The organism is Paenibacillus sp. Soil750 (assembly GCF_001428045.1).
In the GTDB taxonomy this organism is placed as follows: domain Bacteria; phylum Bacillota; class Bacilli; order Paenibacillales; family NBRC-103111; genus Paenibacillus_E; species Paenibacillus_E allorhizoplanae.
The window spans coordinates 200498-214330 of sequence record NZ_LMSD01000041.1 but is presented as its reverse complement, the minus strand read 5'-3'; the positions used below and the strand labels follow the sequence as shown (position 1 = coordinate 214330).

The 13833-nt window shown below is 44.4% G+C and carries 13 protein-coding genes and 1 pseudogene; 3 read left to right on the top strand and 11 right to left on the bottom strand.

The features are described 5' to 3' along the window. Window positions 1-2 precede the first annotated feature (2 nt). The 3 genes from ASL11_RS30475 to ASL11_RS30465 all read right to left on the bottom strand — a co-directional run bounded on the left by ASL11_RS30475 (window position 3) and on the right by ASL11_RS30465 (window position 3110). Window positions 3-1046, bottom strand: a complete 1044-nt coding sequence (locus ASL11_RS30475) for a FecCD family ABC transporter permease (RefSeq protein WP_056623277.1) — start codon at window positions 1044-1046, stop codon at window positions 3-5. Then, window positions 1043-2053 carry a FecCD family ABC transporter permease gene (locus tag ASL11_RS30470; protein WP_056623274.1) on the bottom strand — a complete coding sequence of 337 codons (1011 nt, stop codon included), beginning with the start codon at window positions 2051-2053 and terminating at the stop codon, window positions 1043-1045. Before ASL11_RS30470 ends, ASL11_RS30475 begins: the two co-directional genes overlap by 4 nt. Window positions 2054-2123: 70 nt before the next feature. Further along, a complete protein-coding gene (locus tag ASL11_RS30465; protein WP_056623270.1) occupies window positions 2124-3110 on the bottom strand; it encodes an ABC transporter substrate-binding protein in 987 nt (328 codons plus the stop codon). Window positions 3111-3479: 369 nt separating this feature from the next. On the opposite strand from ASL11_RS30465, the gene ASL11_RS30460 reads away from it, so the two are divergent. The 3 genes from ASL11_RS30460 to ASL11_RS30450 all read left to right on the top strand — a co-directional run bounded on the left by ASL11_RS30460 (window position 3480) and on the right by ASL11_RS30450 (window position 5782). Further along, window positions 3480-3812 (top strand): PadR family transcriptional regulator, encoded by a 333-nt coding sequence (locus ASL11_RS30460; RefSeq protein ID WP_056623266.1) that lies wholly within the window; start codon window positions 3480-3482, stop codon window positions 3810-3812. Continuing rightward, entirely contained in the window at window positions 3809-5140 is a 1332-nt protein-coding gene (locus ASL11_RS30455; protein WP_056623264.1) for an FtsW/RodA/SpoVE family cell cycle protein, read from the top strand. The genes ASL11_RS30460 and ASL11_RS30455 overlap by 4 nt, the downstream gene beginning before the upstream one ends. A gap of 108 nt (window positions 5141-5248) precedes the next feature. Continuing rightward, window positions 5249-5782, top strand: a complete 534-nt coding sequence (locus ASL11_RS30450) for a hypothetical protein (RefSeq protein ID WP_157257115.1) — start codon at window positions 5249-5251, stop codon at window positions 5780-5782. 137 nt (window positions 5783-5919) lie between these two features. Here ASL11_RS30450 and ASL11_RS30445 read toward each other — a convergent pair whose 3' ends face one another. From ASL11_RS30445 to ASL11_RS37750, 8 genes and pseudogenes are all read right to left on the bottom strand, one after another. Next, window positions 5920-6177, bottom strand: coding sequence for a hypothetical protein (locus tag ASL11_RS30445; protein ID WP_056623258.1), 258 nt, complete (start codon window positions 6175-6177; stop codon window positions 5920-5922). A gap of 533 nt (window positions 6178-6710) precedes the next feature. Continuing rightward, on the bottom strand, window positions 6711-7502 hold the full coding sequence (locus tag ASL11_RS30440) for a Nif3-like dinuclear metal center hexameric protein (RefSeq protein WP_056623255.1): 792 nt from the start codon (window positions 7500-7502) through the stop codon (window positions 6711-6713). A gap of 33 nt (window positions 7503-7535) precedes the next feature. Then, on the bottom strand, window positions 7536-8051 hold the full coding sequence (locus ASL11_RS30435; RefSeq protein ID WP_056623252.1) for a DUF402 domain-containing protein: 516 nt from the start codon (window positions 8049-8051) through the stop codon (window positions 7536-7538). Between the two features lie 12 nt (window positions 8052-8063). Further along, window positions 8064-8591, bottom strand: a complete 528-nt coding sequence (locus ASL11_RS30430) for a hypothetical protein (protein ID WP_056623249.1) — start codon at window positions 8589-8591, stop codon at window positions 8064-8066. Between the two features lie 52 nt (window positions 8592-8643). Next, window positions 8644-9993 (bottom strand): ABC transporter substrate-binding protein, encoded by a 1350-nt coding sequence (locus ASL11_RS30425; protein WP_235550625.1) that lies wholly within the window; start codon window positions 9991-9993, stop codon window positions 8644-8646. Window positions 9994-10018: 25 nt separating this feature from the next. Further along, window positions 10019-12385, bottom strand: a complete 2367-nt coding sequence (locus ASL11_RS30420) for a bifunctional diguanylate cyclase/phosphodiesterase (RefSeq protein WP_157257107.1) — start codon at window positions 12383-12385, stop codon at window positions 10019-10021. A gap of 168 nt (window positions 12386-12553) precedes the next feature. Then, window positions 12554-13234 (bottom strand): vWA domain-containing protein, encoded by a 681-nt coding sequence (locus ASL11_RS37755; RefSeq protein ID WP_056623620.1) that lies wholly within the window; start codon window positions 13232-13234, stop codon window positions 12554-12556. Window positions 13235-13297: 63 nt separating this feature from the next. Next, window positions 13298-13810 (bottom strand): annotated as a pseudogene (locus ASL11_RS37750) (TerD family protein); the annotation flags it as partial. Window positions 13811-13833: the final 23 nt, after the last annotated feature.

The following is a 13833-nucleotide window of genomic DNA, read 5'->3' as shown; positions in this document are numbered from 1 at the left end:
TCCTATCTTGAATTTCGCTTGGTGTACAGCAAATAGATGAAAAATGGTGCCCCTACGGCTGCCGTAAATACACCGACTGGCACATCCAGCGGTAGAAAGAACGTTCTTCCCGCTAGATCAGCCAACATCACAATAGCGCCTCCGAGTAGTGCCGAGACGGGTAAAAGGCTGTCAAAGCTCGAGCCTACCCATTTGCGTGCCATATGCGGTGCGATTAAGCCAATGAATCCGATCGCGCCAGCTACGGAAACTGCTGCCCCCGCAAGCGCCACACTGATGAGCAGCAAGACTAAGCGGTTGATTTCCACTGCGCTTCCCGCGCTTGCTGCCACATCATCCCCGAGCTGTCCAACATTGACATGACGAGCTAATAGAAAAGCTAGTGGAATCAAGATAACCGTCCATGGCAGTACGGTCATCACATTTTCCCAATTCGACGCATAAACCGATCCTGTCAGCCATAGGTAGGCTGTGCCGGGATCGTTTCTCGGACTAAACACGATCATCATCGTCGTCGCAGCAGACATGAGCGAAGACATCCCGATGCCGACCAGAATGAGGCGGATGGGTGTGACCCCTTTTTTCCAAGCAAGCATATACAAAATGACGGAAACAACCGCAGCGCCCAGCATTGCCGACACCGGCAGCCACCGAATGCTGATCATGCCATTGAAGTACGTAAGGAAAGTGACCGCCGCTACCGAAGCTCCACCGGTTACGCCCATCATATCTGGTGAGGCCAATGGATTCCGAATGATTCCCTGCATGATCGCACCCGCCGCAGCCAGCGCAGCGCCTACTAACATGGCAATAACAATACGCGGAAGGCGAAGCTTTTGAACGACCATCGCGTGATCATCGGCGCCAATGCCTATGACACTTTTGACAACATCAATCGGAGAAATGTACATTTCCCCCATCCCCGTGCTTACAATCGCAATCACGACGCAAACCACGAGTAACAAGAGGGATATCTTTAACGCTTTTTTTTCGACTAAAAAAGAAATCTCACCGCGCCGCAATCGAACCGGAACATGACCCTTCATGTTTTGATAAGCCCCCTTCGTGCAATATAAATAAAGAATGGGGCACCAATGATGGCCGTCATAACGCCGACAGGCATTTCTTCAGGAATCATAATAAATCTTGCAGCCAAGTCCGCCAGTATGAGCAGAATCGCCCCCAGTACGGCACAATAAGGAATGACCCAGCGATGATCGCCACCGACGAAAAACCGCGAGACATGCGGGATGACAATGCCAATGAATCCAATTGGACCTGCGACCGACACGGAGCAGCCCGCAAGCACGACGATCAGAAGGCCTGCGACTGATTTGACCCAAATCGTCTTTTGACCCAAACCTTTAGCCGTCTCCTCACCCATGAGAAGTAAATTCATATCACGCGCGATGAACCAGGCAGCTACCCAGCATATGGCCATGAAAGGGATGACTGTAATTAACATATCCGGTGATCTTCCCGCAATTGTACCCGTCAGCCAGAACAACACCGTGCTTAACCCCTGTTGGTTCAGTACCAAGATGCCTTGAGTGAAGGAAGAGAACAGAGCGGTCATGGCTGCACCTGCGAGCACAATTTTGAGTGGCGTTAAGCCATCTCGGCCAAAAGAGCCCAAGATATACACGGATAAGGCACCGACTGCCGCTCCGATAAAAGAGATCCACATCAAGGCTTGCATCGATGAAATCGATAACGCAACTGCTGCAAGAACAACGAATAGCGTTGCTCCTGCATTGACCCCGAGCACACTCGGCGAAGCCAGTGGATTACGTGTGAGCGTCTGCATCAACGTACCTGCGATTGCTAAGCTTGCGCCAATGGCAGCGGCAATACAGGCCCTCGGCACACGCGTTGTACGAAGAATGATTTGATCATTGATATTCTCGTCGTAATGAAAGATGGAAGCCCACGCCGTATGCCAGTCAAACTGCGTCGCACCGAACAGAATGCTGGAAACAAAACTCCCAAACAGGATAAGAACCAGCGCGAACAGTCCAGCGGTTTTCCATAAGCTCGTATTCATAAGGTTCATGATGACAATCTCCCAAATCCTTATATTTCAACAAAGGAATGAACATAACGTTCATCCCTAAGTGTTTCAACTATTTAATATCAAAATATTTGTAGAGATCCGCTAGCATGGCTTTCGCTGCCATCGAGCCTCCAGATAAGTTCCATGTAATCGTATCTACTTTAAAATATTTACCGTTCTTCACGCCTTTGAGATTTTTCCAGAGCGGGTGAGACGTCCAATCGTTCTGCGATTTCTCTACCGCAGGTTCTTCCGAACTCAAACGTGTAATATCAAAGATATACTCGCCATCCAACTGGGACATTTGCTCCTTCGTTGTGATGTTTACTACAGCCTTACCCTCTACAATCTGTGCCTTCGGACGCGGTAAGCCGAGTTCCTTAAAGATCGTTCCAGCAAAACCTGTTGCATAAAAACGTGCACTGCCATCTCTTTCAAAGCGGATAATCGAAACTTCGGATTTCGCCAGTTTATCTCCGGCTTTTTGTTTAAACTCCGCTACCCCTTTATCCCAATCCGCTAAAATCTTCGCACCTTCTTGCTCCTTATAAAGGGCATCCATTGCATACTTCAAATTCGCTTTCCAATCAAAAATCTCTTCAGTCATGATTGTAGGCGCAATACTTTCCAGTTGCGGATAAATTTTCTCGTGACGTGGTTTCGTCCCAATGATCAAATCTGGCTTCAATGCTACGATTGCCTCTACGTTCGGCTGTGTTTCTTCACCCAGATTCTTAACACCTTCCATATTGGATCTCAGAAAGTTGTACCATGGCTTCTCTTCCCATGACTCAACCGAACCGACTGGCTTCACGCCTAAGTGTGTAACAATATCCGTCATACCATTGAACAGAACGACGATCCGCTCTGGTTTTTTCTTCAAAGTAACTGTCCCCATCGCGTGCTTGATTGTTTTCTCTACCGCAGCTGCAGCAGTTGCCTTAGCCTCTTCTGGTGACGCCGTCGTACTACTTGCATTTCCACCTGTTGCCCCGCTGCCGCAAGCCGTAACGGCTAATGCTAGCAACAGCACGATCATCATTTTTAAAGATTTCATTCGGTTTCTTCCTCCTTGTACAGCAGAGCACACACCGGTGATGAACAAGCCATCTATTTAGAATGCTAATGCTGACTCCCTATTTTATAATTGATAATAATTATCAGTCTCAATTATAAAGGGCTGAAAATATATTGTACATATCCGATTTTATCCGATTCATGTACTGAATTTATCTTTGGTGGACGTTCGTTGAAGATATAAAAGCCTGAATCCACTTGAAAATGGTTTCAGGCTTTTGGGTTAGCGTTGTGTTATCATCTAATTTCTCTAAATGACAGCAATATATTGCCATTACCTTCCTTTTGTTTTATATTATACATAGATAATCGATGCATCGTAATCCTATAGTCAAAAAGGAGCAACTACATGAAAATCAATAAAGAGCTCATGAAAGGAAGCACCGTCATTCTGATTCTTACCCTTTTGGATCGCAAAGACATGTATGGCTATGAGATGACCAAAGAGATGGAGAAGCATTCCGATGGCGTATTCACATTAAAGGAGGGTACGCTCTATCCCATTTTGCATACACTTGAATCTGAGGGCTATGTTGAAGCATATTGGGATGAGAAAGAGGGACGGAAACGTAAAAATTATCGCATAACGAAAGCAGGCAAAGGCGAACTCAAAGTGAAGAAACAAGAATGGTCGCTTTTTCGCAATACGGTGGATCGTGTTCTTGGGGAGGGCGGCGTATGAGTAGCTTTCGTCATCATGAGGAGATTACTACGTTCTTGAAGCAGGTTTGTCGCGAAATTAAAGCAAAAGAAGTCCATACAGAAGTTCGTTTGGAGCTTGAAAGTCATTTGCAGGAATTAATTGAGGAAAAACTAAGTAGTGGGTTCGATTTGGATGCAGCCGTTAAGGAATCTATTTCTCAAATGGGGACGCCTGATGTGATCGGGCAGCAGTTTCATCTTGCCCATCGGCCTCGTTTTAACTGGGGGCTTCTTGTTGTCGTCGTAGCTCTTATGGGCATCGGTTTGGTAGCTATATTCTCTGCTCAAGCCGCCAACTATCGTCATAATTTCACTTCACTTGCTATGAAACAAGTTATGTTTTTTAGCATAGGCTCATGCTTGATGCTGTTGATCGGCTTCAGTAACTATCGTAAATTAGCCAGATACTCATGGGTCCTCTATATCGGCACTATAACGCTACTTAGCTATGTCCTGCTATCTGGAGATATGATGAATGGCATTAGAGGTTATGTTAGGTTTGGGCTTATTCAACTGAATATCCCTGCGCTCTCCCCCTACTTGCTACTCATTGCTTTAGCTGGAATTTGGAGCAAACCACTGAGAATCAGTGCGAACGAACCTTCTCTGCGAGCGTTCATTCGAAAGAGCTGGATCAACGTAGGAACTGTTTGGCTTCCAAGTACACTCCTTTTATTTACACACGCTATCAATAATTTCGTACTGTTCTTTATCGGATGCTTGACCTTGCTACTGGTTTTGCGAAAAAAGCGAGCCATTCTCGCTGTGCATTGTGGTTTGCTTGCTGCTGCATTTGGCCTGTTCGTACTCAAATTAAGCTATAAGGCCGATCGTCTTTACGCCTTTTTACATCCAAATCAAGATCCGCTAGGAATGAATTATGTGCTGACTCAATCCAAATTAGCTATTCAATCTGCTGGCTGGTGGGGATATGGCTTTGGTGCTCCGCTTAGTAAACTGCCTGCGCTTCAATCCGAGATGATGTTCCCCTTCCTCATCTACTGTTTCGGCTGGGGGGCTGGAATTGCCCTAGTCATGATGGTAGCTCTGTTCGTCCAGCAGACCATTAACGTTTCCCGGAAGGTGAAAGAGCCCTATGGGAAAGCCATCGTATCTGCCCTATTGGCTGTGTTTACAACGCAGTTTACGTGGAGCATGCTCATGTCAATCGGTCTAGCGCCATATAGTACATTTCAACTTCCATTCATTAGCTATAGTGGATTACTTGCTATTCTTCAATTTATATCCATCGGTCTCATGCTTAGTGTATATCGACGTAAAGACCTCGGCTCTTACCTGATGACATAGACGTGTAGCTCGCACCTCTTTTTCACCCACTCAGCAACTATCCCTTACCAATTTGTCCTACAGACATATACATAAGAGAAAAGACCTATGGGGAGGTTCTGTGTGACTATGAAATCAGACCGTCTCACGATCATTATTGAAAAAGGGAAAAAACGTATCATTACGCAATCGCCAATTCATGGTATCGATAGACTGGTATTCGTTATTAACCATCAATTTACGAATGCCCCGAACACGACGCAACTCGCAAGTGGTGCTGGCCGCAGCAGTGCTGCTGGCAGTAACGCCGCTATTAAATCACCGCACAGTCAGCAACAACAAAGTGTTGGAGCAGGCGGCAAAGCGAAGAACAGAATAGCCAAAGGCGCTAAAGGCAGGTTATCTGGTGTTGGCAGTAAACAATTAGCCAAGATCCGTCATAAAGGTAAAGAAATCATCGTCGTCATTAACGATCAAATCGTGAAGCTCCCCAAACATGCAGCGAATGCTTCGGCTACCCAAGTGGCAAGCGGCGCTGGCAAGTACAGCACGAGTGGGACCAACTCCGCCATCGAAAGTCCGGGTACGAAGCAGCAGGATGCCGTCGGCGGGAATGGGAAGGCTTCTAACACCTTGGCTAGCAAGCGTAGGAAGAAGAAGTAACGTGCTGGCATACAAAGAAGCTAAGCGGCTTACTGCGCTTAGCTTCTTTGCTTTGTGCAAGCGAGAGTGGGCACCTCAATTAACCTCCAAGGGACCGTGCTATGCTTAGTATGCACCTTGGATTAGTAAGACAACGCTTATAACCGATCCCACGCCACATACAAACATAACCCAGCTAGCACATAAAATGCACCAGAGATCTTAATTTGCCTTCGGAATTTTATCGCATACGTGCAAAAAAAGATCGCCGCAGCGAGTTTGGCTACACTTTGGACATTCGTCGAAAACCCAGAACTACTAAACACAACTGCAATAACCAGTGCAGTTAGGACAAGTAATTTAAACCATAATGGCTCTTTCAGAAATTGCTTGTAGAAATACTTAAAGCGCTGCATAATCCCGATCTCCTTCCTCAAATGCATTCATCCTTGCTAGGAATACTATCTTTCCTAATTATGCCATTAATTCAAGCATGAATCTATAATTACCGTTACTGCTGCTTGAAACGCCTCTCCTACTTCTACTCTACTTCTACTTCTATCATAGTCTGCCTCGCCCCACGCTACGTCGACCAAATTAAATTAACTGGATATTATGTAGCTAATTTTGCTGATTCTACTCATTTACAAGCAATAGATGGATTTCATACAGTTAATTTTAGCCAAAAGCTCATATTCCGCTAATTGTGCTTATATTAACTGTACATTTTCCATCTATTCACTCAATCTCAGGAAAATCGGCAAAATTAACTGTATTTTTTCCATTTATATACTAAACCTGCGCAAAATGGAGGGCTTCGAGGAGGGCTCGTGGTGGGGTGGATGTGTGGTCGATGGCGGGCTCGAGGGAGAGGTGGTGGATGGCGAGCGGGCCTCACAAAGCAAAAAGAAGCCGCCGCGCAAAGCGACAGGCTTCTTTTTCATCATTCTCAAATCCGCTGTACCGCAAGCGGGCACTCCATGAATGCCACCTGCACCTCAGGAAACGCCTCGCGTAACATCTCCACAACTGTCTGCATGCCCGCTTCTTCACTCTTCTGGTGTCCCGTTACGATCAGCGCCTTCGCCAGTCCCATATCCGCGGCATCCCTCACATATTCGTTTGTTTCCCATTCACTCGTCTCGCCAACAATCAGTAAATCGATATCCTGACTTCCGAGGAATTTGATATGAGAACGGCCACCGGAAGCTCCTGGCATTAGGCCCATTCGCTTCACGGGCAGATCCGGATTCCCGGCTACAAGCATATTTTCTATGCCCAGTTTACTTTTCAGATGAGCAACAAGAGTGCGTACGGTATGCACTTCATCAAGAGGCAACGTAAGCAGCCTCATATTCTCAGGACTTGCATAAGATTCCCATTCTAGCTGCTTCAACATGCCTACCAGAATGCCGTCTGGTTTATAGCTATGTACGTAATCGTGCAAACGAAAAATCGCAATACCCGATTCCTCGATCAGCGCACGCTTCTTTTCATACACTGGATTCCCGCTAAGCCACTCGCCTTCATCCATATGGTTGTAATACGTCGGTTCGTGCGTGATGATGAGATCGACACCTGCTTCGACAGCTTGCTTAATTGCCGCATACGTCGTCATAAATACAACAGCCACTTTTCGAACTTCCGCATCCAACCGTCCACTTTTCAGCGTATCTACTGTCTTCTCTAGTTGTCCAACGGGTTCAATAAGGCGATCTAGTATCATTTGTACCGTAATCATGATAAATGAAACCTCCCCATAGTTTCGTATTCATTACCTGCATGACCTAGGAATACAATTCATGAACTTTTCGAGATAACCATCAAACGGAAATTCCTTTTTTGCAACCTTTTCCTTTAAAGTCACTAACTCTTGCTCGGCTTGCTGAATCAGATCAACGGGATAACCGAATTGAATTGCATGGGCTGCAAATTCATCTTCATCAACAACCTGCCAGACACCATTTCTTCTCACATAATCTAAATCCAAATCAACAAAAGAAACGGAGTTCCCCTTCATCACTGCCGGCTGATTGATATTACAATAGAACTGTTCTAACCTGCCGTCAACAACTTCAACGCTAACTGTAAACCAAGAATCAAATGAGAAAAATTCAATAGACCAATTATCAATCGTAAATATACTTTGCTTCGTGTAATGATGCAGCTGTCTTCCGTACTCACCTAGAACAACAATATGTGAATCCGTCTTTTCTAATAAGGTTGTGTTCCATTCGTAATGTTGACGATTACCATATTTTAACGCCTGAATTGTGATTTGATTTGCCATTGTTCCATCCTTTTACGTTTCAATCAGAAATCCGATTTCTCCCATAATCGCATTAGGAAGCGGTTCATTCATCAGTCTGATAAGAATGTCTTTATTAGCACCGACTTCTTTCAAATAGGACAGCAATATCGCCGCCTTCGCACTCCTATTCATAAGGGCATAGGCCACATACCAGACCTCAGGGCTGCCAACTTGAATACCATTCCAAGTAGCACTCGGGATGGAGGGCAGTCTGCATAGACCTTCATCCGTATAAATCGAGAGTCCTCCGATAATCTCTACCTGAGGTGCATCACTCTGTACAACTAGCTTATAGTCCGTGCCAAATGGGTAGTCACCACTCGTTATTTCTTCGATGTGCTCGTGCTGCAACGCATTCTTGACCTGCTCTTTTGGGGCTTCAACCATAACATCCCAGTCACCCACCGTGTTCGTTAAACCAAGGCTCAGCATTAAGCCGCTGCCACCTAACGAGTAACGAATGCCGGCTTGATCTAAGGATTGAGTTATAGTAACTAGGTTCCCTATATCTGGAATCACTTGGGGCTCTCCTTTTCAAAAACAAATCAACTATCTTCTATTCTATCACGTTTCAATTCTTGTTCAATTCAATCCCCGTTGTTCGTTTCTGTTCCTTCCAGAAAGCATCCCACTTACTTAACGTTTCCGCAATTGTGGCATTCCCTGATAGCATCGCCTGCCCCGATTCCATCGCTACCTTGTCCCAGCTGCTATTGCCTGGATATTGGAAAGGTGGTTTGAAGAGAAGGAAAGTATCTGGCTTGAGCGTCATATCGAGCAAGGTTCTATAGGGTCCTGTTTGGAAAAATGCATCAGAAACCGCGGAGGTGTGAATCGGTATCAGGCCGTATTTTTTGGATAATTCCGTATTTTGCTTAGCTCCGGAAAGAAAAGCAATCAGCTTCCATGCTTCAGCTTTATGTTTGGAATACGAGGCAATCCCCCATCCGGCTCCGCCTACACTTACAAGCGCTTTTCCTTTGGGGCCTGTTGGCAGGGGTGCTGTTGCCCACGTTCCTGGCTGCATTTTATCCTGTATCGTTTGAATAACATCTGGATCCTGCAGCAATATACCTGTCACACCTGAGGTGAACGCCTCCACCTGTTCTTGGAATCCCCAGTAAATCGAATCGGGTGGCGAAGCATCCTTATACAGGTTCATATATAATTCCATCGCTTTCATCGCTTCAGGTGAGGTGTATATCGTCGACCCATCATTCAGGAATTGACCATCATCCAGATTTACGAGATCGCCATTATAGGCCCGGATCAACGTATCCGAGGTAGAAATCGAACCTTTAGCGCCACGAAAGGAAAAGCCGTACTGATTCTTCGCAGCGTCTGTTAGTTTTTTACTCGTTTCATACATCTCTTCCCACGAAGAAGGTGGTTGAAGGCCTGCAGCCTCCAGCCAATCCTTTCTGTAAAACATTTGACGTTGATACAAGCCGTTCGCGATAAAGTAATTCTTACGTCCCACAACTGAGATCGATTTGGCTGCATTAGACAGCGTATTTAGTTCATCCCAAGAAGACATGTAGGTGTTTAATGGATCAATATAGCCTTGACTCGCCAGATCAGCGACATTAATATCTCTGACTTCCATAACGTCGAGCTCCTGCTTCACATTCAGCATCGTCTTAATGGTAATATCCGCCTGCGTAAACGGGGGTGATATTAATTCCACATGGATATTGGGGTTTTGGCTTTCGAATTGGGTAAGTAAGCCTTTTAAAATGACCGTTCGACTCTGATTCGTCAAGCTCTCGATCATGCGAAGCGTTACTTTCGTGTCGTTAGATGGCGATGAAGTTGGCAAGGGATGCTCCTGACCGGAACACCCTATTACAAAGGTCACAAGCACAATCCAATTCATAACGAATAACCAATTCTTCCTTTCGCGTTGTTTAATCCTCATCATGGTTTCCCCCCTCGCGCTCAAATGGTTAGCCATTCTGTAGTTGTTTCCCAGTTGTGTCAAACACCCTTCTCTCTGCTAGCAATTCTGCACATTCGCTTGTCGGAATGGGACGACTGTAAATGTAACCCTGAATCTCATCGCAATTGCAGGCTTGTAATAAAGCTACTTGTTCCATAGACTCTACGCCTTCGGCTGTCACTCGTAAATTCAAACTGTGTGCCATGATGATGATCGCTCCGACGATAGCACGTTCTTTCTCATTGCGTACAATGTCATCCAGAAACGATTTATCAATTTTTAACCGTTGAATCGGGAAATTTTTCAAATAATTTAAGGAAGAATAACCTGTGCCGAAATCATCAATGGAAATTTTCACCCCTAAGGCATACAAGCCTTGCAAAGTTAAAATAACCTGCTCCACATCTTGCATCGCAATAGATTCCGTAATTTCCAATTCCAAATATTGCGGTTCCAAACCTGTTTCCTCCAGGATCTGTGCAACGGTTTGGATAATCTCTGAATTCTGGAACTGGTGAATCGATAAATTGACAGCTACATGCACCTTAGGGAGCCCTGCGTCCTGCCATGCTTTGTTTTGCTTACACGCTGTATATAGAATCCATTTGCCTATGGGCACGATGAGTCGTGAGTACTCAGCAATTGGAATAAACTCCGAGGGTGGAATGAAACCATGTTTCGGATGATTCCATCTGGCTAGCGTTTCCACCCCGATGATACACCCCGAATCTAGTTCGATTTGAGGCTGATAATAGAGAAACAACTCATCCCGCTCTATCGCATGGCGCAAATCTCTTTCTAATGACAGCTTTTCATATGTATTTTTTTCCATCGTGGTGTTATAAAACTTATGATTATTTCTGCCGCTTTCCTTCGCACTGTACATTGCAGTATCCGCATGCTTAGTTAGAATTTGGATATCATTTCCATCCTGTGGATACATACTAACACCTATACTAACAGAGACATGAAGCTCTTTCTCTTCATAATATACCGGCTTCTGAATCTGAGAGGTAATCTCTTGAATGATTGTCAATATTGCATCTGGATCCCCTGAGTTCGGTATCAGCACCAGAAACTCGTCCCCGCCAAAACGAGCGATGGTACATGATTTATCCAGGATATCTTCTAGTCGGCGCGCTGTTTCAATGAGCAGTTTATCGCCCGCTTCATGGCCAAATGTATCATTAATAATTTTGAACCTGTCCAGATCCAGAAAAAGAACGGTAAATCCCATCTTATATTGCCGCGCGGATTGAATTTCCTTTTCGATAACCTCCATAAACATCTTCCGGTTTGCTAAATCCGTCAAGTGATCGTGGTAAGCCATATATCGGATTTTCTTCGCATTCCGTCGCCGTTGTAAGTAGTAGTTAAATAAGTAGGTAATGATTGCAATTCCGATCATACTTATCAACATACTATTGCCAATCGTGTTCGCATCTTTAAACAATTCCGCCCCTGGGATCACAGCCTGTACAGTCCAGTCACTGGCCGCTATCTTCTCCGCAACAACCAGTTGCATCTCCCCATTCACCTTGACCGTCTTACTTTCGGAAGGATGTCCAGCATGAATTGGATTTGCTCGGAACAAGTTAGGAATATGATAGAAGTCTCCTTCGATTTCTGAATTCGTCCTAGTCAACAATTGATTAGCCGGATTCAGAACAACCATTTCTCCACTTGATATATCACCTATGGAACGCTTTAATACCTCAGAGCTGATCTCAATGAGAAGCACATATTTCATACCTGATCTCAATTTAATGAGCCGATTGATGGCAAAAGAGGGTTGTCCTAAATCCGAGTAACCATATCTCTTCGTAGGGAGCCATCCGATTTCACCATTGGCAATAACCGCCCTCTGAAACCACTCTTCTTTACTATACTCGATTAATTCCGCATGGAGCGTATCCGTTGTAATTTCTTTCAGCTTCGGATCTACTGGGATCACATGAATATTCGTGATATCACTTTTGCTAAAGAATCGAATAGCGAAGCTCTCAACAATTTTATTCCTAGCCATGAATTTCTCATTCTGACTTGTTGCCGCACTCCCATAAATGCCCAGTTGATTCAACATTTCCTCATCAGTCAAAATACTAAAGGTTAAATCCTCGTAATTTCGAAAAACAATATTTAACGTGTCTCTAGATTGCACAACCGTTTGCTTGGTAGCTGAAGTCACCTTGTCTATGACAATCTGTTGCGAATGTGAGTAAGAAAAAAAACTGAATCCAACAAAGAGGATCGCTGTGCCGCCAACTGCCCAGACCAACAGCTTCAGACCCACCGACTGTACGCCCGGGGCTTTGCGGAACAGGTTAAAATTATGCCGCCATTGCCTAGCGAGCCTGGATAATAGGTGTATCAAAAGGATGGTCAACTCCTGTCTACTCTACGGTTACTGAACTAAAACCTATCATAACCTATAAATGTTTAATATCTATATAGAAAATCATTAATAATGTATTAGCATTACGATGAAAAGACTACCCTTGTTGGGGTAGCCCTTGAGATTGAATGGTTAAGGTCCCGTTCGTTAACTCCGAATAACCCTTTTATCCCTCGCTTCTTTTAGCCATAATGGAAATTCGTTCAGCAACTGATTATATAAATCTTCATCGGATATTTTAGCAATATCCTTAATGTGAATAAAATTGGCATTGTCTACGATTCGCCCCTCCATCGTATCCAGCTTTTTCAAGACTTCGAAATCGGAATCTCCTATTCCGACGAATTGCCAAAAAAGTGGTTTGAGTGAGGATTCCACGATTACTTTTTTAATTGATTTTACAACTCCGCCATCGTTAATAAAGATAACAAACGCTGGAAGAGTTGAATCCTCTTCAACTGTATATTTACGAATAACATCATTCATAACAGGAGGTTCATTATTACGACCAAACTTATGGATATCTCTGTTATTCAAAATATTTTTCAACACATATTGATCAAAATCCCGCTCTGTTGCAGCAGACAATCGACTAAATTCGTTGTCATACACCCAAATGTCTAGAGTCGCATTATCATCAAATTTACATGCTACCGCCAGTATCCGTTCAACAACCTCCTGAACTGTCCCGTTCTTATACAAAAGTTGCATAGATCCTGAGATGTCGAGCACTAAACCCACTCTTGCAGCCACATTGTTCATTTTCTTCTTTTCTAATGTGATTTGAACAATCTTCTTACGTAGATCGATGGTTGAGAGGACAGGCATCTTTTCTATTTCAACCGTTTCTTGCTCTACCTCCGGCTCGATCACTAAACCATAGTTCGTACATAACGCCTCTAATCCGCCAAAAAAACCACTGCCAATCGCATTAAACTTCCATTCCCCATTGTGCCTATATAATTCCCCAACGACTATGGCTGTTTCTTTCGACAAGTCTGATCCATATTCAAAACGAAAAAGCTCTTCGCCACGATCGACATCGATGAGCCTTACATACATATTAGAAACATCTTGCATATCATACCCGTACTTTTCGCCTTCATGAATTGTTAACGAGAATGCAATTCTAGCCGTACTTGCTGGAATCTTGAAAAGAGATAAGGAGATGGCTTCTTTATCTTGCCCACTAGCTTGACCATGCGTCACTCCGCCATTTAGCGCAGCTGGATTCCCGTAAAAGATAAAGTCTTCGTCTTTTTCACACCGATTATTATCAGATAATATAAAACAGGAAGAATCAATGCTCAATTTTGGGTCTGCCGACCAGCCGAATTGCAATCGTAGGTTGGATAGCGCTTTTCCTTTCGTGACATCTACCTTTTGTCCTTTTGAAAGAAGCATGTATGTATCTCCTTAGCATATAA

Bases quoted from the DNA above. Each gene is read 5' to 3' on its own strand.
- ASL11_RS30475 (WP_056623277.1), bottom strand. From the start codon at position 1,046: ATGAAGGGTCATGTTCCGGTTCGATTGCGGCGCGGTGAGATTTCTTTT.
- ASL11_RS30470 (WP_056623274.1), bottom strand. From the start codon at position 2,053: ATGAACCTTATGAATACGAGCTTATGGAAAACCGCTGGACTGTTCGCG.
- ASL11_RS30465 (WP_056623270.1), bottom strand. From the start codon at position 3,110: ATGAAATCTTTAAAAATGATGATCGTGCTGTTGCTAGCATTAGCCGTT.
- ASL11_RS30460 (WP_056623266.1), top strand. From the start codon at position 3,480: ATGAAAATCAATAAAGAGCTCATGAAAGGAAGCACCGTCATTCTGATT.
- ASL11_RS30455 (WP_056623264.1), top strand. From the start codon at position 3,809: ATGAGTAGCTTTCGTCATCATGAGGAGATTACTACGTTCTTGAAGCAG.
- ASL11_RS30450 (WP_157257115.1), top strand. From the start codon at position 5,249: ATGAAATCAGACCGTCTCACGATCATTATTGAAAAAGGGAAAAAACGT.
- ASL11_RS30445 (WP_056623258.1), bottom strand. From the start codon at position 6,177: ATGCAGCGCTTTAAGTATTTCTACAAGCAATTTCTGAAAGAGCCATTA.
- ASL11_RS30440 (WP_056623255.1), bottom strand. From the start codon at position 7,502: ATGATTACGGTACAAATGATACTAGATCGCCTTATTGAACCCGTTGGA.
- ASL11_RS30435 (WP_056623252.1), bottom strand. From the start codon at position 8,051: ATGGCAAATCAAATCACAATTCAGGCGTTAAAATATGGTAATCGTCAA.
- ASL11_RS30425 (WP_235550625.1), bottom strand. From the start codon at position 9,993: ATGATGAGGATTAAACAACGCGAAAGGAAGAATTGGTTATTCGTTATG.
- ASL11_RS37755 (WP_056623620.1), bottom strand. From the start codon at position 13,234: ATGCCTGTCCTCTCAACCATCGATCTACGTAAGAAGATTGTTCAAATC.